This is a genomic window from Enterobacter adelaidei (assembly GCF_041937165.1).
GTDB lineage: Bacteria > Pseudomonadota > Gammaproteobacteria > Enterobacterales > Enterobacteriaceae > Enterobacter > Enterobacter adelaidei.
In genome coordinates this window covers 15,684-33,239 of sequence record NZ_CP154353.1, presented here as the reverse complement: position 1 = coordinate 33,239, position 17,556 = coordinate 15,684, and the positions used below count along the sequence as shown (strand labels likewise).

The 17,556-nt window shown below is 54.5% G+C and carries 18 protein-coding genes and 1 other annotated feature; of the genes, 7 read left to right on the top strand and 11 right to left on the bottom strand.

Annotation, left to right across the window (positions count from 1 at the left end; all coding sequences use genetic code 11):
• Window positions 1-65: 65 nt before the first annotated feature.
• Complete coding sequence (locus tag AAHF05_RS00160) at window positions 66-545, bottom strand: type VI secretion system tube protein TssD (protein ID WP_129324371.1); 480 nt, start codon at window positions 543-545, stop codon at window positions 66-68.
• Between the two features lie 196 nt (window positions 546-741).
• Window positions 742-1,455 (bottom strand): hypothetical protein, encoded by a 714-nt coding sequence (locus tag AAHF05_RS00155; protein WP_129324372.1) that lies wholly within the window; start codon window positions 1,453-1,455, stop codon window positions 742-744.
• 712 nt (window positions 1,456-2,167) lie between these two features.
• On the opposite strand from AAHF05_RS00155, the gene tisB reads away from it, so the two are divergent.
• The 4 genes from tisB (at window position 2,168) to emrD (ending at window position 5,024) form a co-directional block, all read left to right on the top strand.
• Window positions 2,168-2,257, top strand: coding sequence for a type I toxin-antitoxin system toxin TisB (gene tisB, locus AAHF05_RS00150; RefSeq protein WP_020684667.1), 90 nt, complete (start codon window positions 2,168-2,170; stop codon window positions 2,255-2,257).
• 64 nt (window positions 2,258-2,321) lie between these two features.
• Window positions 2,322-2,768, top strand: a complete 447-nt coding sequence (locus AAHF05_RS00145; RefSeq protein ID WP_014881927.1) for a GNAT family N-acetyltransferase — start codon at window positions 2,322-2,324, stop codon at window positions 2,766-2,768.
• Between the two features lie 62 nt (window positions 2,769-2,830).
• Entirely contained in the window at window positions 2,831-3,664 is an 834-nt protein-coding gene (locus tag AAHF05_RS00140; RefSeq protein WP_128348485.1) for an EamA family transporter, read from the top strand.
• Window positions 3,665-3,839: 175 nt separating this feature from the next.
• Entirely contained in the window at window positions 3,840-5,024 is a 1,185-nt protein-coding gene (emrD, locus tag AAHF05_RS00135; protein WP_028017801.1) for a multidrug efflux MFS transporter EmrD, read from the top strand.
• On the opposite strand, the gene AAHF05_RS00130 is transcribed toward emrD, so the two are convergent.
• Together AAHF05_RS00130 and dsdC are read right to left on the bottom strand one after the other, a co-directional pair.
• Window positions 4,927-6,015 carry a cellulase family glycosylhydrolase gene (locus AAHF05_RS00130; protein ID WP_129324373.1) on the bottom strand — a complete coding sequence of 363 codons (1,089 nt, stop codon included), beginning with the start codon at window positions 6,013-6,015 and terminating at the stop codon, window positions 4,927-4,929. The genes emrD and AAHF05_RS00130 overlap by 98 nt on opposite strands.
• Window positions 6,016-6,099: 84 nt before the next feature.
• Window positions 6,100-7,026 (bottom strand): DNA-binding transcriptional regulator DsdC, encoded by a 927-nt coding sequence (dsdC, locus tag AAHF05_RS00125; RefSeq protein WP_128348482.1) that lies wholly within the window; start codon window positions 7,024-7,026, stop codon window positions 6,100-6,102.
• Between the two features lie 204 nt (window positions 7,027-7,230).
• Here dsdC and dsdX point away from each other — a divergent pair, with 204 nt between their 5' ends.
• Both dsdX and dsdA read left to right on the top strand, forming a co-directional pair.
• Complete coding sequence (gene dsdX / locus AAHF05_RS00120; protein ID WP_129324374.1) at window positions 7,231-8,568, top strand: D-serine transporter DsdX; 1,338 nt, start codon at window positions 7,231-7,233, stop codon at window positions 8,566-8,568.
• A 17-nt stretch (window positions 8,569-8,585) separates the two neighbouring features.
• Window positions 8,586-9,875, top strand: coding sequence for a D-serine ammonia-lyase (gene dsdA / locus AAHF05_RS00115; protein ID WP_129324375.1), 1,290 nt, complete (start codon window positions 8,586-8,588; stop codon window positions 9,873-9,875).
• Here the strand turns inward: dsdA and AAHF05_RS00110 are convergent.
• The 4 genes from AAHF05_RS00110 to AAHF05_RS00095 form a co-directional block, all read right to left on the bottom strand.
• On the bottom strand, window positions 9,859-10,206 hold the full coding sequence (locus AAHF05_RS00110; RefSeq protein ID WP_028017796.1) for a DUF202 domain-containing protein: 348 nt from the start codon (window positions 10,204-10,206) through the stop codon (window positions 9,859-9,861). The genes dsdA and AAHF05_RS00110 overlap by 17 nt on opposite strands.
• The gene (locus AAHF05_RS00105) at window positions 10,196-10,543 is read right to left on the bottom strand and encodes a YidH family protein (protein WP_028017795.1); all 348 of its coding nucleotides are present in this window, start codon (window positions 10,541-10,543) and stop codon (window positions 10,196-10,198) included. The genes AAHF05_RS00110 and AAHF05_RS00105 overlap by 11 nt, the downstream gene beginning before the upstream one ends.
• A 92-nt stretch (window positions 10,544-10,635) precedes the next feature.
• A complete protein-coding gene (locus tag AAHF05_RS00100; protein WP_028017794.1) occupies window positions 10,636-11,958 on the bottom strand; it encodes a 6-phospho-alpha-glucosidase in 1,323 nt (440 codons plus the stop codon).
• Complete coding sequence (locus AAHF05_RS00095) at window positions 11,955-13,577, bottom strand: alpha-glucoside-specific PTS transporter subunit IIBC (protein WP_028017793.1); 1,623 nt, start codon at window positions 13,575-13,577, stop codon at window positions 11,955-11,957. The genes AAHF05_RS00100 and AAHF05_RS00095 overlap by 4 nt, the downstream gene beginning before the upstream one ends.
• Before the next feature lie 222 nt (window positions 13,578-13,799).
• Between AAHF05_RS00095 and AAHF05_RS00090 the strand changes: the two genes are divergently transcribed.
• Entirely contained in the window at window positions 13,800-14,546 is a 747-nt protein-coding gene (locus tag AAHF05_RS00090; RefSeq protein WP_049007069.1) for a GntR family transcriptional regulator, read from the top strand.
• Here AAHF05_RS00090 and AAHF05_RS00085 read toward each other — a convergent pair.
• The 3 genes from AAHF05_RS00085 to ibpA all read right to left on the bottom strand — a co-directional run bounded on the left by AAHF05_RS00085 (window position 14,514) and on the right by ibpA (window position 17,323).
• Window positions 14,514-16,175: a putative transporter gene (locus tag AAHF05_RS00085; RefSeq protein WP_129324376.1), complete on the bottom strand. Its 1,662-nt coding sequence runs from the start codon at window positions 16,173-16,175 to the stop codon at window positions 14,514-14,516. The genes AAHF05_RS00090 and AAHF05_RS00085 overlap by 33 nt on opposite strands.
• Before the next feature lie 172 nt (window positions 16,176-16,347).
• Entirely contained in the window at window positions 16,348-16,776 is a 429-nt protein-coding gene (gene ibpB / locus AAHF05_RS00080; RefSeq protein WP_028017790.1) for a small heat shock chaperone IbpB, read from the bottom strand.
• Window positions 16,777-16,912: 136 nt separating this feature from the next.
• Window positions 16,913-17,323 (bottom strand): small heat shock chaperone IbpA, encoded by a 411-nt coding sequence (gene ibpA / locus AAHF05_RS00075; protein ID WP_008500162.1) that lies wholly within the window; start codon window positions 17,321-17,323, stop codon window positions 16,913-16,915.
• Window positions 17,317-17,389, bottom strand: a sequence feature (ROSE (Repression Of Heat Shock gene Expression) occurs in the 5'-region of heat shock genes and acts as an RNA thermometer to modulate expression.). It overlaps the preceding gene by 7 nt.
• Window positions 17,390-17,556: the final 167 nt, after the last annotated feature.

Here is a 17,556-nt window from a genome sequence, read left to right as displayed (position 1 = left end):
ACAGGTTTTCTGGCATGACAATGGAAATATTTTCATCTGCGCAAAAATGCGTCAGGGATCACGTTTCAGTACGTTGCGCGCTCATTCCAGGAGTCACTATAGATGACATTGCCATCACAATGTTTCCAGGTGATTTTCTCATAACGCATGAGAACCGTTTCAAGGTGTGTCCCGGTGTTTGCACCCGGATACAGGTCTGGTGTGATTGAGGTTATTTTCACACTCTCCAGGATGATATTAAAATACTCCTGTTCTACACCAGCCTCATTAATCAGATACATCTTAATGATCGCTGACTGGAGCGTTCTCCCCGTACTCAGAGCCCGAAATAAAAACGGGGTTATACGATCAAATTCCTTCTGAAACATGACGGGCATGTGTATACGCGTGCCCGTCAATTTCCCGGTATTCCCGTCGACTGGAATGTTGACATTATGAGTGAACGATTTGAGTTCAATTGCGCCTTCTCGCCCTGACACAAGGCAAGAACCAACCATCGGAGAACCATTTTCATCTGTTAGAAATAAATAAGCCGGATTTGACATAAAAACTCCTTTTTATAAAACTCAATCGTACTTATCAAAGCGGCCGAAGATTATCGGATGAACAATAATAAATGCAACGATAGAAATGAATGTTAGTAATACCCAGTGGTCAGGCACCAGCCACAGGAACAAAGAGGCGCACGCAAAAATATAAACGGGGAATAAAATATCTGAAAATAGAATTGATAGCAGACTCTTAAACATGCGCCTTGTCCTTTAGGTCGTTATAAATTGCATCGAAATCCTTATAGAATCCCATTTGCATCTTCTTAATGAGTTCCGACAGGAAAGGCTCAAAAAAGTAGTAAAGCATCTCCAGCTGTGCGGTATACAGGGTCGCATAATACTTAGGATCCAACGTTTTCAGGCGACGGGCAGCAAGAGCGCACTTCTGTTCTGTTCCAATTAGCTGAAGCGCCATGACAACGTTTGGTACACGGCGTGCAAGCCGTTCGACGACGATTTCAGAGAGCAGGCCAGATTCAGAAAGGGATTTGGCCAGCCCCCATGCTATCGCTAAACGCGTGGTCTTGCTTATCGGTATGTTGTTAACAAGCCCGGTTACTTTTGAATCCATCTTACGAACGCGATTTTGTTCATTTCCATTTTCAGAATCGGTAATAACACTTTCAAAATAAAGATAGAGCATGTGTGCTATTACATCGCGGTAACGATAAAGAGACACAATTGAGAGGTACATCCTCTTTTCTTCTGAGAGAAGTTCATCGCATACATCATGATAGCTGGGGATTAAGCATGATGAATACCAACTTACACGCTCCATTCCTGAATAAATATCAGAACCGATCCCCTTTAACGCCCTCCATGTCCCTGCTACGCCTTGTTGTCCATAAATAGCCAACTGCCTGTCACTCTGGAACTTCATCTTCAAGTAATCAGATGCCTGCATAATGTATCCATACAATTTACATGGTTGTTGTAATATACGTTGGAAAAGCGTGCAATTCAAATAAATTGGATTAATTTAAATACACATTCACGTTAAAAATAAAAAATCCACAGTTATTAATTGCGGCTATGAGTGACAAAAGTTGAATAGCCTAATGGGGAGAGGTTTTTTGTATCTTATAATTATATTAAATACATAGATGATATATATTTAAGACTTATTAGATGAAACATTAATGTATAACGTGTTCCTGCCACGTACGTCATCATTCATTGCCAATAAGTTAACAGACATCCAATCTTGCGGGCAGCCCAAAAAACAAAAAACCCCGCCTAAGCGAGGTTTTTATCAGGGTTTTGCGGTTGGTCGCCGCAGAACACACTGTGTTACGTCAACGCAAAAAGTATACGCGATCGCAGGAGAACGCGCAATTCCGGCACGGATTTTGACGTTTTTGAGTATGGATCGTCTTCCTAATTTTGTCCATAAAATACTGTTCATGCATACAGTATTTATCTATACTGAGGGTGTTCGCAGTGCGCGAGGGGGCCGCTGTTCTACCGGCGCAACAAAGTCCTGGCTGAAACGGGTGGTGCCGTCAGTGCCTTAACCCCCGAAGTGAGCACACTGTGTTACGTCAATCCAGGTGCTGGCAACAGGCGGCGGAAAGGTACGCCAGCATCGTGCTCCTTTTTACCAAAAGGAGACGCGTATGAGCGTAGTGGATATGGTGATACTTATCCTCAAACTCATTGTTGCTGTACTGCAACTGCTTGATGCTGTCCTGAAATACCTTCGGTGATTCAGGTTCAAGTCGCACCTGAGAGGGGCGGGCAACCGCCCCTCTTTAATAACGAGGGAATGCTATGTCGCGTCTGTTAATTGAGCCCGTCACCCCGGATGAGCCGGGCTACATCGCCCTGAAGGCTGAGAGTATCGCACTGAATTTCAACATGCTGCGCAGGCTGGAAGAGAACTGGCAGCGTGGTGAGAACCGCTTTAACGCGCCGGGTGAAAAGCTACTGGGGGCGTTTCTCAACGGCAAACTGGTAGGCGTGTGCGGCCTCAACCGCGATCCCTTCAGCCAGCAGCCGCGTGCCGGGCGCATTCGCCACCTCTATGTCAGCGAGAAATGCCGTGGGCTGGGCATTGGCAAACAGCTTTTGACCGTGGTGATGGCCGATGCCAGCATCTGGTTTGATTTTCTCAATACCCACGCGCCTGACACCGCTTACGGGTTCTATCGCCGGGCGGGTTTTACGCTGGTCTCGGACGAACCACGGGTGACGCACCGCCTTTTTTGTGCGGTGTAACCGGCTGGCAGCATCAGGGTGTGAATGTTACAGTTGAGTGACAATTCATCAGCCGATACCCCATGACCATCACCGTTTTCTGCATTTTGCTCTTCGCCGCACTGCTGCATGCCAGCTGGAACGCCATCGTCAAAGCCGGAACGGACAAGCTCTATTCCGCGATTAGCGTCAGCGGCTCCGCCACGGTTATCGCTCTGGTCTTACTGCCGTTTTCCCCACAGCCTTCTGCAGAAAGCTGGCCGTTTTTGATTGTCTCCTGTGCCTTACAGGTGGTGTATACCGTACTGGTGGCGAAGACGTATCAGGTCTCAGACATGAGCCAGACCTATCCATTGATGCGCGGGACAGCCCCGTTGCTGGTGGCGCTGATCAGCGTGCTGGTGCTCGGGGATAGCCTCTCATGGCTCGCATGGTCCGGCATCGGCGTGATCTGCCTGTCAATTCTGGCCATGGCGATGAATGGCCGTATGCGGTCGCGCAAAGGGATATGGCTGGCGCTACTCAACGCATGTTTTATCGCCGGGTATACGCTGGTGGACGGCACGGGCGTACGTTTATCCGACACCGCACTGGGTTATACGCTCTGGACCTTCTTTATGAATGGCTTCTGTCTGCTGTGCTGGGCGATGGTCGCGAGACGACGCGAAGCCTCTCGTTACCTGGGTCTGCACTGGAAAAAAGGGCTGCTCGGCGGTGTCGGGACGATGGGATCGTATGGCCTGGCATTATGGGCGATGACTCAGGCTCCGCTTGCGGTTGTCGCCGCGCTACGTGAAACCTCAATTCTCTTCGGTGCGTTAATTGCTTTTGTGCTTTTGAAAGAGAAGGTTGCCGGCCTGCGCATCGCTGCTGCGCTGGGTATTGCCGGCGGGGCTATCTTACTACGCCTGGCGTAATCCACTGGCAACATTAGTTGCCGATCTTGTTTACAAATCCTGCCTTTACCGGTTTTTTCATTCACCACGACAATGCTTAAATTGTCATCTCACTGTGGTAGATTCCTCGCGCATTTATGGGAATGCGCAGTCACTTATTCTTCATTTTTCTCTTTTGGCAAAAGTATTCAGCGACATGAAAAAACAAAGGAACGTTAACTTATTGTTGATGCTGGTGTTACTGGTGGCCGTCGGTCAGATGGCACAAACCATCTACATTCCGGCGATTGCCGACATGGCAAAGGAACTTAACGTCCGTGAGGGCGCAGTACAAAGCGTGATGGCAGCCTACCTGCTGACCTATGGCGTTTCGCAGTTGTTCTATGGGCCGCTCTCTGACCGTATCGGCCGCCGCCCGGTGATTTTAGTCGGTATGTCTATTTTCATGGTCGCCACGACGATCGCGATGACCACCCACAACCTGACCGTGTTGATTGCCGCCAGCGCCCTGCAGGGTGTCGGCACCGGCGTCGGCGGGGTGATGGCGCGTACCTTACCGAGGGATATGTATCAGGGCACTCAGCTTCGCCATGCTAACAGTTTGTTGAACATGGGAATTCTGGTCAGCCCGCTGCTGGCCCCGCTGATTGGCGGCCTGCTGGATACCATGTGGTCCTGGCGGGCCTGTTACGCTTTCCTGCTGGTGCTGTGCATGATCGTCACTTTTAGCATGGCGCGCTGGATGCCGGAAACGCGCCCGCAAGACGCACCGCGTACGAAGCTTATCGCCAGCTATAAAACGCTATTCGGTAACGGAGCGTTTACCTGTTACCTGCTGATGCTGATCGGTGGCCTCGCGGGTATTGCGGTGTTCGAAGCCTGCTCAGGTGTACTCCTGGGCGCAGGGCTTGGCCTGAGCAGCATGGTGGTCAGTATTCTGTTTATTCTGCCTATTCCTGCGGCGTTCTTCGGCGCCTGGTTTGCCGGACGTCCCAACAAACGTTTCTCGACGTTGATGTGGCAATCGGTCATTAGCTGCCTGCTGGCAGGCGTAATGATGTGGGTTCCGGGGCTGTTCGGCGTGATGACCGTCTGGACGTTGCTGATCCCGGCGGCGCTGTTCTTCTTCGGTGCGGGGATGCTGTTCCCGCTCGCCACCAGCGGCGCGATGGAGCCGTTCCCTTTCCTGGCAGGCACTGCGGGGGCACTGGTGGGCGGTTTGCAGAATATCGGTTCCGGTGCGCTGGCCTGGCTCTCCGCCATGATGCCGCAGACCGGGCAGGCTAGTCTGGGCCTGCTGATGACGCTGATGGGGCTGCTGATTTTACTGTGCTGGCTGCCGCTGGCGTCGCGTGTCCCGCATCACGAGCAGCCTGTTTAACCGCATGATGGCCCGGCTTTTCGCTGGGCTTTTCACAGACAGGGGCGATCATCGCCTGCAATAACGGCTCTGGCGCAGGCCGCCAGGCGCCCTCTTCCCCGTCGTAAAACTGGAAATCCGCGTTAAGCGCATACGGGATTTTCGCCTTTTGCAGCTCGCAGGCCATAAAGGTGGCAAAGGCCATTTGCGAAGCGGTTGGGGTGAAACGGCTTGATTCCCCTACGCCCCAACCCCCGACCCAGCTAACGTGCCCGGTTTTTTGCTGCCAGTGCAGCGCGGCATTGATGCGATTACGGATAGCCGCTTTCTCCGCCGCCGTGCCGGACGTCCACGGGTATTTGCCGCCATTCTTCAGCGGCCCCCACGGGAAAATATGCCACTCCGCCAGCAGGTAGTTCTGGCTGTGCGCGGGCAGCTTCAGGTTGGATAAATCCTCCGGCGCGGCACGCAGGCGCGGCGCAATGAAGATCATGCGCTGCGGGTCAATGTCGTGGATCGCTTTAATGGTCTTTTCATAGACGCGGTTTAACGACGCCAGGTTGTGGTTGAGCTTGTCGGCCGGCTCATAGATGAGGTCAAAACCCAGCAGAGGGTAGCTCTGACCGAAATAGTGCGCCACGGCAATCCACCAGTTGACCGTCTCTTTCTCGTTATCGGCTTTCGGATCGTTTTTATATTCATCCGCCTGATACGCGACTATCGGGATCACGCCATACTGCTCGCAGGCTTCCACCAGCTTGCGCAGGTGGATCAGCCGCGCTTCCGTCGGCTCATCGGCGACGCGGATGCGCACGTGGGTAATGCCTTTTGCTCGAAAATCGCGTACCACCAGCGGGTCGAATTCACGTATGCCGCGCTCGGTGCGCGCCCAGTCCACATCCATCCCGACACCCAGCTGCTGCGCATAAAGGGCGGCCGTCAGCGGCGGCTCAGCGGCAATCGCCCAGCCGGAAGAGATCAGTAATGCAGAGGCAATAAAAAGCTTTAACACGGTTTACCCTGGATAAATCGAAAGCATTACCTGTATTTAGCACGCTTTTTCACATTTGGTGTAGAGCGAAAGCGTAATAATTCTTCAACCTGCCAGTTCTCTCAGCCAGCCGATAAAGGCGTCAATTTTCGGCCACTGACGGCCAGAAAGCGTCGAAATATAGTAGTGCTGATGACATTTCAGGGTCTTTTCGCCAAACGGGGCAATCAGCTCGCCTCGTTCCAGCCGTTTCTGCACCAGCCGCTTTCTGCCCATCGCGACGCCGACATGGTTAATGGCCGCGATAATCGCTAAATCGGAACGATCGAAACCAATGCCCGACGATGGCGGCATATTCACCGCAAAGTGCTGCGCCCAGCTAAGCCACTCATCCGTACCGGAATCATTGCTCCAGGCCTGACGGTCGTGCAGCAGCGTGCAGTGGCTGAGGTTATCGGGGTTTTTCAGCAGTTCATGCTCGCGGGCATACTGCGGTGAGCAGACGGGCAAGATCTCTTCGTCCATCAGGAAGTGATGAGAAAGGTGGTTTGGCGGCGTATCGTCAAAATACAGCGCCAGATCGACGCCCGTTCGCTGCATATTGACGTAATCGTTGCCGGTCAGGATGGTGAGAGAAATAGACGGGTAGCGGCGGGTAAAATCCCCCAGCATGGGGACCAGCCAGCACTGGGCAATCGACGGTCGGGAGTAGACCGTCAGCGTACCGGACAGCGCCTGGTTTTTGATATCCAGGATCTCCTGGTTCAGGGTGTCGAGTGAAGATTTTAGCGTCCAGTAAACGCGTTTTCCCTCCTGCGTCAGCTCGACTTTACGGTGCGAGCGGACAAACAGCTGAATGCCCAGCTCCTCTTCCAGCAGGTTGATGCGGTGACTCACCGCGCTGGGGCTGAGCGACAACTCTTCCGCAGCCAGCGCGAAGGACTCGTGCCGGGCAGCCACCTCAAAGGTGTACATTTTCGACAGCTGCCAGCCGTTTAACAGCCGGTTTCGGGCTTCATTCACATCGTTCATCACAATTCCCACGCCTTATTTTCATGTTCAGCATACCGTTCAAAGATGAATTTATGTGAACCTAATACGAATTTAGTGCGCTTTTTAGAGTTTAGTCACTCAGTTGATCCAATCTGGCTCATCTGAAAGCCAATTTATATCGTTTGTCAGCCCAAGCCGTTTTTTCGTCCAATACCCGTAGATGACATAAGGGTGAGGTGAGATATGGGATCTCAGGTCTGGGTTGTGGCAACGCTGCTTGTCAGCATCGTGTTGATTGTTTTAACCATCGTAAAACTGAAGTTTCACCCGTTCCTCGCGCTGCTGCTGGCGAGCTTTTTCGTCGGCGCGATGATGGGGATGAGTCCGCTGGATATGGTGAACGCCATTGAGAGCGGGATTGGCGGTACGCTGGGCTTCCTGGCGGCAGTAATCGGTCTTGGCACTATTCTTGGCAAGATGATGGAAGTCTCCGGGGCGGCAGAGCGCATCGGGATCGCGTTGCAGCGCTGCCGCTGGCTGTCAGCTGACGTGATTATGGTGCTCGTGGGGATGATTTGCGGGATCACGCTGTTTGTGGAAGTGGGCGTGGTGCTGCTGATACCGCTGGCATTTTCCATTGCCAAAAAGACCCACACCTCACTGCTCAAACTTGCCATTCCGCTCTGTACCGCATTGATGGCGGTGCACTGCGTGGTGCCTCCCCATCCTGCGGCGCTGTTTGTCACCAATAAATTAGGTGCGGACGTCGGAACGGTTATCGTCTACGGTCTGCTGGTGGGCCTGATGGCCTCGCTGATCGGCGGCCCGCTGTTCCTGAAACTGCTTGGCAACCGTCTGCCGTTTAAACCGGTTCCGGCTGAATTTTCAGACCTGAAAGTTCGGGAGGAGCACACGCTGCCATCGCTGGGTGCGACGCTGTTCACGGTGCTGCTGCCGATTGCCCTGATGCTGGTGAAGACCATCGCCGAACTGAATATGGCGAAAGAAGGCACGCTGTATACGCTGCTGGAGTTTATCGGTAACCCGATCACCGCGATGTTTATCGCCGTGTTTGTCGCCTACTACCTGCTGGGGATCCGCCAGCATATGAGCATGGGCGCAATGCTGACCCATACCGAGCACGGTTTTGGCTCTATCGCCAACATTTTGCTGATTATCGGCGCGGGCGGGGCGTTTAACGCCATCCTGAAAACCAGCGGGCTGGCGGATACGCTGGCGCATATTCTCTCGAACCTGCACATGCACCCTATCCTGCTCGCCTGGCTGGTGGCGCTGGTTCTGCATGCCGCCGTGGGTTCGGCTACGGTGGCGATGATGGGCGCCACCGCGATTGTTGCACCGATGCTGCCGCTCTATCCGAACGTCAGCCCGGAGATCATTACTATTGCCATCGGTTCCGGCGCCATTGGCTGCACGATCGTCACCGATTCCCTCTTCTGGCTGGTGAAGCAGTACTGCGGCGCGACCCTGAATGAGACCTTCAAATACTATACGACGGCGACGTTTATCGCCTCGGTGCTTGCACTTGGCGGCACATTCCTGCTTTCTTTCATTATCTGAGCGCGAAGAGACGTATTATGGAAAACGCAACTATCACTACTTTAACCGCACAGTTTCCTCTGGTTGAGGATCTGATTGCCCTGAAAGAAACCACCTGGCTTAACCCGCGCACCACCACGCTGGCAGAAGGATTGCCTTACGTCGGGCTGACCAAAGCCGACGTGGACGACGCGCATGCTCGCCTCAACCGCTTCGCACCGTATCTGGCGAAAGCATTCCCGGAAACGGCGGCGACCAATGGCATCATCGAATCTGAACTGGTTGCCATTCCGGCAATGCAAAAACGGCTGGAGAAGGAATTTGCTACAAACATTCCTGGCACCCTGCTGCTGAAAAAAGACAGCCATCTGCCGATCTCTGGCTCCATCAAAGCGCGCGGCGGCATCTATGAAGTACTGACCCACGCCGAAAAACTGGCGCTGGAAGCCGGATTGCTGAGCATTGAAGACGACTACAGCATCCTGCTGGAGCCGCGCTTTAAGGACTTCTTCAGCCAGTACAGCATTGCGGTAGGCTCAACCGGCAACCTGGGGATGTCTATCGGCATTATGAGCGCCCGCATCGGCTTTAAGGTGACGGTGCATATGTCCGCCGACGCCCGCGAGTGGAAGAAAGCCAAACTGCGCAGCCACGGCGTGATCGTCGTGGAGTATGAGCAGGATTATGGCGTGGCGGTGGAACAGGGGCGCAAAGCGGCAGAAAGCGATCCGAACTGCTTCTTCATTGACGATGAAAACTCCCGCACCCTGTTCCTGGGCTATGCGGTAGCAGGCGAGCGCCTTAAGGCACAGTTTGCTGCCCAGGGACGCGTAGTGGATGCAGAACATCAGCTGTATGTTTACCTGCCATGCGGCGTCGGCGGCGGTCCTGGCGGCGTGGCGTTTGGCCTGAAGCTGGCCTTTGGCGATAACGTTCACTGCTTCTTCGCGGAGCCAACGAATTCGCCGTGCATGCTGCTGGGCGTCTACACCGGCCTGCACGATGAAATCGCGGTGCAGGATCTGGGCATTGATAACGTGACGGCGGCGGACGGTCTGGCCGTAGGACGGGCGTCCGGCTTCGTGGGCCGCGCGATGGAACGCCTGCTTGACGGGTTCTATACGCTTTCCGATCAGAGCATGTACAACATGCTCGGCTGGCTGGCGCAGGAGGAAGGGATCCGCCTGGAACCGTCGGCGCTGGCAGGCATGGCCGGACCGGTGCGCGTTGATGCCGGTGCGAACGTCACCCACCTGGTCTGGGCGACCGGCGGCGGAATGGTACCGGAAGACGAGATGGCGAAATATCTGGCTAAAGGGAAAAAATAGCCTGTAGGTGGGTTACCGCAAACAGCAGTGACAGGGACAGTACAGCCAGGGCGATCAGGAATTTATCCCGCACCGCCTTCGGCTGTACAAAATCGTCCTGCGACACATCCATCAGGTTACGGCTGCGGGTATAGCGCCATAAAATGAGTGCCACCAACGCCAGCACAACCAGTGAGATCCAAAATGGCACCCCTGTACGGTGCCAGTTGTGCTTAATCGCCAGGGCAATCAGCGCGCCATACCCCAGCAGCGTGCGCAGCCAGGCGAGTGACGTCCGCTCCGGCTGCAGGCCGGGGTCCGCTTCGCGTCGCGCTTTGCGGCTATCCGCCATAGAACACCAACACCATAATCACCCCCGCCACCGTCAGCAGGATTGTACTGATGATGAGTAACCCGCGCGTATAGGGCAGATCCTGCTTCAGACGCATCGCCTTCTCATTGCGCAACCAGCGCAGGTAGCCGTAAATCGCCAGTACACCCGCGAACAGGCACAGCAGCAACGCCAGCACTTCGCGAATCAACGGTGTGGCAAAATCAGGCGCGAGCTGATCGAGACCCACCCCTGCGGCAAGAAAGCCCAGCGCTGTGCGGATCCACGCCAGAAATGTGCGTTCATTAGCCAGAGAGAAGCGGTAGTCCGGCGCTTCGCCGAGGCGGGAAATTTTCATGAAGGTTCCTTGTCGTGCCAGAGACAGGCTTCAGCATAGCGTAAATCGACAAGGACAAGGAGACCGGCATCGGGCGATGCCGGTCGGAAAGGTTAATGCAGCTCTGGCCAGTAACCCTTATTGGCCTCGATCAGGTCATCCAGAATGGCTTTCGCAACGGAGGCGCTCGGCACGGTTTTCGACAGGGTAATCGCCTGCCAGAGTTTCTGGTATGAGCGTTGTTCCCAGGCATCCACCACCAGTTTTTCCACCGCCACCTGCTGGCTCATCAATCCTTTCTGGAAGTGCGGAATATCGCCCACGGTCAGTGGTTCCGGCCCGTTGTGGCCCACCAGGCACGGAATTTCCACCATCGCGTCGGCATCAAAGTTATGGATAGCCCCGTTGTTTGGCACAATCAGCAACATGCGCTCCTGGGTGTTGAAGGCAATTGCCGTCGCCAGATCGACGATGTACGACGCATGTTCGTCGATTTCCAGCTCACCGGCGGCGGAGTTACCGGCTTCGATAATCGCCCGGCAAGAGCTGAACACGTGCTTCTCGCGGTGATCCATGACTTCATTGGCGCGGGTGCGTTCCGGGTTGGAGTGCGCGACCACGTAGTCCGGGAACAGATAATATTTTAGGTAGGTGTTCGGCATGGTGTCCGGATCCAGCGCCTGCACGTCTTTTGCTTTGGCAAAGGTATCGTTCCAGCTCGCTTCGGTATGCGCATCTTCCGAAGGCGGGACATAGCCGTTTTTCGCAACGTATTCGCGCAGTTTCGGCATCAGATCGTTGCCGTTCAGATCTTCAATCGACGTCCACCAGCCGAAGTGGTTCAACCCGTAGTAGCGAACCCGCATCTCTTTGCGGTCCTTCAGGCCAACAATCTGCGCCATGCGCCCTTCAATGCCGATCGGCATATCGCAGATATTGAGGATTTTGGCATTCGGACGCAGACGGCGGGTAGCTTCCGCCACAATCGCCGCCGGGTTGGAGTAGTTCAGCATCCAGGCGTTCGGGGAGTACTGCTCCATATAATCCACCAGTTCCAGCACGCCGCCGATAGAGCGCATGCCGTAAGAGATCCCACCCGGGCCGCAGGTTTCCTGACCCAGCACGCCGTGACGCAATGGGATTTTCTCGTCTTTTTCACGCATCGGGTATTTGCCCACGCGGATATGCGCCATCACGAAATCGACATCGGTAAAGGCGGCTTTTGGATCGGTGGTGTAGCTAAATTCAATTTCCGGAGCCTGTTCTTTAAGGATGATTTTGCACGCTTCGGCGATAGTCTCCTGACGTGCGCCGTCGTTGTCATAGAACTTCAGCGCGCGCAGCGGGAAACGGTCGCGGTTGGCTAACAGCATCAGGACGATACCAGGCGTAAAGGTGCTGCCGCCGCCTGCAATGACAACTGAGAATTTTTTCATGATATAGCCTCTGTCAGGGTGGTTTGTTCATTCGTTAAAGGGGTTTTCATCAGCGATTCCAGCTGGTCGCGCACCTGAGGAACGTGCAGGCCGACAATCACCTGAATGCCGTTGCCGCGCCGGACGACACCGTGTGCGCCCAGGGCTTTGAAGACGTCATCACTTTGGGTTTTCGCCATATCCACCAGCGCGATACGTAAGCGGGTGGCGCAGTTGTTAATGCTTTCGATATTGGCCGCACCGCCGAGTGCCTGTAAGAATCCGGCAGCTTGTCCAACCTGCTGGCTGGCCGCCGCCGGGGCGGTGGTTTGCTCGCGCGCGGCCTTATAGTCAGCCTTGCTGTAGAGTTTGATTTCACTCTCTTCCCGGCCAGGTGTTTTGAGGTTCAGACGCTCAATCAGCGTTTTGAAGACCACGAAGTAGATCCCGGTAAAGCAGACGCCGATACCGATTTGGGTGAACATCATTGAGGCGTGGTTATGGAACATTGGGATCCAGTTTTGCGGCAGGAACTGGTCCAGCATGCCGCCGCCCATATTCCCTACCACGCCAAAGATGTACATCACCGTTGCCATCGTCGCGGCCAGTACGGCGTGGACGGCAAACAGCAGCGGCGAAATAAACAGGAAGGTGAATTCGAGTGGCTCGGTAATCCCCACCAGTACGGCGGTGAGCGTGGCCGGGATCAGCAACCCCGCTACCTTGACGCGGTTTTCCGGCGACGCGGTGTACCACAGCGCCAGCGCAATCCCGACAGAGCCAAACACTTTGGAGTTACCGTGCAGTGCGAAACCGCCTTCCGGGAACAGGGTTTTCAGCGGCAGCGTGCTCTGGCTGAACTCCTGCAGATGCTGCGCCCAGTAGACCTGAATCCCGCCTTCCACTGCCGCAGGGCCGAAAATAAACGGACCGTAGACAAAGTGATGCAATCCGGTTGGGATCAGAATGCGTTCCAGGAAGGTATAAACCCAGACACCCAATGCACCAGCAGAACGTAAGAAGGCCTGCAGAGACTCAATGCCCATTTGCACTTTCGGCCAACCCAGCAGCGTCAGCCAGGCGCAGGGGATCATAACGAAGAATGCGAGGATAACGACGAACGACGTACCCTGGAAAATCCCCAGAAAAACCGGCAGCGGCTTGTCGAAATAGCGGTTATGGATCGCGGTGACGATGCCCGAAATCACAATCGCCCCAATAATGCTGGTATCCAGCGTTTTGATACCCGCAATCATCGCCAGCCCGCTTCCCGCCGTGGGCTCTGCGGAGAAATCGACGCCAAAGAAATGACCCCAGGTCATCCCCATCGCATTGATGAAGTAGTTCCAGGTCAGGAAGCTAATCAGCACCGCCAGACAGGCACGGCCCTGCGCCTGCTTCGCCAGACCAATCGGCAGGCCGACGGCAAAAATCAGCGGCATATTGCGAAACACCGCCCATCCGCCCTCTTCAATGATGTGAACGATCTGCGCGAAAAGATTATCCGGAGCGGTTAAAGCCTCGCCCACAAACAGCGGGTTGCGAAGCATGATGGCAATTCCCACCACGATCCCGGCGAACGGAAACAGCAACACCGGGGTAAACATGGCACCGCCAAAACGTTGTATTTGACTGAGCATTTTTAAATCCTCACGTAACAACCTGTAGGGGGTAGAGGCCTTTATGGTTTTTTGCTGGCCTGGGGTGAGCATAAGAACTTACTGATGCGCGAACATGGCGTGCCGCTGCGATTCGTGATCGCATTCATGGTTTTATTTTGACCAGTCAGGTCTACTTTTCGTTATAAATATGGACATGTCAGGACGCAATCCACCTCCAGAAAAGGGCAGAGAGGTCTACTGGTGATCTACAAATCTATTGCCGACAGATTACGGCTGCGGCTGAATTCGTCGGACTACAACATCGGCAGCCCGCTTCCTGGTGAAAAGACGTTGGCACAGGAATTTGGCGTGGCGCGGATGACCATTCGAAAGGCACTGGACCTTCTGGTCAGTTGGGGGCTGGTGGAGCGGCGCCACGGCAGCGGGACGTTTGTATCGCGAAAAGATGTCCACCATGAAACCACTAACCTGACCGGGCTGGTGGAGGTGCTGCGTCAGCAGGGGAAAGAGGTGCAGAGCAAGGTGTTGCAGTTCGAAGTCATGCCCGCACCGCCCGCCATCGCCAGCCAGCTGCGGATACAGGTGGATGAACGGATCTACTTTTCGCGTCGCGTGCGTTTCGTTGATGGGAAACCCCTGATGCTGGAGGACAGCTTTATGCCCGTGAAGCTGTTTCGCAATCTGTCGCTGGCGCATCTTGAAGGGTCGAAGTTTGATTACATCGAGAAGGAGTGCGGGATCACCATCAGCGGCAACTACGAGAGCCTGACGCCAGTGCTGGCAGATAAACAGCTGGCCGGTTACCTGAACCTGCCGGAACAAACGCCGCTGCTGCGAATTACGTCTCTCTCATACAGCGACAGCGGCGAGTTCCTCAATTATTCCGTGATGTTCCGAAATACCAGCGATTACCAGGTGGACTACCATCTGCGGCGCATCCACCCGGACGAATTGCTAGCTTATCCCCCAGAACAGCACCGCCAGTAGCTGCGGGGTGATGATGCGCAGGAACATGACCAGCGGGTATACCGTGGCATAGGACAATGCCGCCGCACCGCTGGTGGCGTGCAGGTTATTGGCAAAGGCCAGCGCGGGAGGGTCCGTCATGGAGCCCGCCAGCATACCGCACAGCGTCAGATAGTTCATTTTGGCGAACATCCGCGCCAGAATGCCCACCGTCAGCAGCGGGATCGCCGTGATAAATATCCCGTAGCCGACCCAACTCATCCCTTCGCCCTTGACCAGGGTATCGACAAAATCACCGCCGGATTTCAGGCCGACAACGGCCAGGAACAGCACGATGCCGAGCTCGCGCAGCGCCAGGTTGGCGCTCGGTGGCATAAACCAGTAGAGCTTACCGATGCAGCCGATACGACCAAGGATGAGCGCCATAATCAGCGGCCCGCCCGCCAGGCCCAGCTTCAGCGCCACCGGGAAACCCGGCACGTACAACGGAATGGAGCCCAGAAGCACGCCAAGCCCGATACCAATAAACACGGGCAGCATCTGTACCTGCTGCAGTTTTTGCTGGGCGTTACCCACCATATCCGCCACGGCATCAATCGAGGAAGGCCGCCCGACAAGGTTGAGGATATCCCCGAACTGCAGGCTGGCCTCGGGGCTGGCGACCAGCTCGACACCCGCACGGTTAAGACGGGAGATCACCACGTCATAGCGCTCTTTTACCTGCAGATCGCGTATTTTCTTGCCCAGAACGTGCTCGTTAGTCACCACCACACGTTCCACGCGCATATCGGTGCCACGGGTGGAGAGCGAGGTATCCACTTCCTGACCAATCACCAGCCGCGCGTTGTTTAAATCCCCTGGCTGGCCGACCAGATGCAGCAAATCGCCTTGCTGAATGACGGTGCCGGGCGCGGGCACCATCAGCATATCGTCACGCTTAAGGCGGGAGCAGATGATATTGGCGCTGTTCAGGATCGGCACATCCTGAATCGCCATGTTGTTCAGATTGGGGTTATCAACCCGAATATTGATGGTTTTGATCGGCATATGGCCGTTAGTGAGGGTGGTTTCGTGGTCCTTCGCCTCTTTGTCGACGTTAATCCGGAACAGGACGCGTACCAGCCACATGGAGAGCAGAATGCCACAAATCCCAAACGGATAGGCCATGGCGTAGCTCATCCCCATCTGGTCGACAATACCGGGTTCGATACCCAAATCGCGCAAAATTTGCTGCCCCGCACCGAGTGCCGGCGTGTTGGTCACCGCCCCGGAGAAGATACCCAACACCACAGGCAGCGGGATATCAAAGACTTTATGCAAAATAGCGGTAACCAGCCCGCCCATCACCACAATGCCAAGAGCAAACAGGTTAAGCCGTAATCCGGAAACCCGAAGTGAGGCAAAAAAGCCCGGCCCCACCTGAATACCGATGGTATAAACGAAGAGGATCAGACCGAATTCCTGAATAAAGTGGAGCATTTCGGCGCTGAGGACCAGCCCGAGTTTGTCGGCAAAGTGCCCGACAAAAATTCCGCCAAACAGAACCCCGCCAATCCCAAACCCGACGCCACGGATTTTGATATTACCTATCCACAGTCCAACTACAGCGACCAGGGCCAACACGCTAACCGTTAACGCGATATCACTCATGATCCACTTCCTGTGCATAACCTTAGTTATGACGAGGATTCTCTCAGAGCCAAACGTAGTTGTATGGGCGATGGCGCACAAAAAAGCCCTGCCGGAGCAGGGCTTTGTGCAGTCGGTGAGTATTGTCGGGTGGCGGCTACGCCTTACCCGACCTACAGGATCGGCGGGCTAGTTAACTGTTTAACGCAGGCCGCTCGCTAATGGCGATACGCTGTGGCGCGATAGCTTCCGGCACATTACGGGTCAGGTCGATATGCAACAGCCCGTTGGTGAAAGTCGCACCGGAGACTTCCATATGATCGGCCAGGGTAAAGCTCAGGCTAAACGGCTGAGTGACCAATCCCTGATGTAACCATTTGGTCTCGGTTTCTGGTTTTTCCGGCGTACCCTTCACGGTCAGACGCGTACCTTCAAGCTGGATATCCAAATCGTCCTGACGGAAACCGGCCAGCGCCAGGGTAATGCGATAGTGGTTATCATCGCTCTTTTCGATGTTGTACGGCGGAAATGTCTGTTGCTCGGTGGTGCTTTGCAGGGCGTTAGCCAGTTTGTCAAAACCAATCCACTGACGCAGCAGGGGGGATAAATCGTAGTTACGCATACTAAATCTCCTTCTGAGAAGCGAGTTCGGCACAGTTTAATTTTGTGCGCAGTTATTCCTGCAAATCCCGATGGATTCGCATATGCTCCCATTACGGCAAGCAATTCTGGTTGGGCCGCTTAGGCGACCCGCATAATTAGTTAATTTCGATACGACGCGGTTTTTTCTCTTCCGGGATCACACGTTCCAGTTCGATAAACAGCAGGCCGTTGACCAGGTTCGCGCCTTTAACGTGAATGTTCTCAGCTAACTGGAACTTACGTTCAAAGTTGCGCTCGGCAATGCCCTGGTAAAGGTAGGTACGTTCTTTCTGCTCGGCCGTATGGGAACCTTTCACCACCAGCAGGTTGTCCTGGGCAGTGATCTCCAGTTCGTTTTCTGCAAAACCTGCGACGGCAATCGCGATGCGGTAGTGGTTTTCATCAACCAGCTCAACATTGTATGGAGGGTAGCCGTTGCTCTGGCTTTGGTTATTTTCTAAATGGTTAAACAGGCGGTCAAAACCAATTGCAGAACGGTATAGCGGAGAAAGATCGAAGTTACGCATAAATAAAACTCCTGAAATCAGCGAGAAATTGTAGCCTTCCACCATGGACAGGCCTTCGTACCCCGAACACCCATCAGGCGTGTTCGTTTTCGTGGTTACATTTTTAAAATGGGTCTTGAACCGGGCTTTTCAAGCACGACAGCTGCACTTTTTTTTGCACTTTCTCGCATCTCGCATAGACTGGGACAACAGCACAAAGGGTTAAATTGCGATGGCTGCCACAGTGCGGGGTT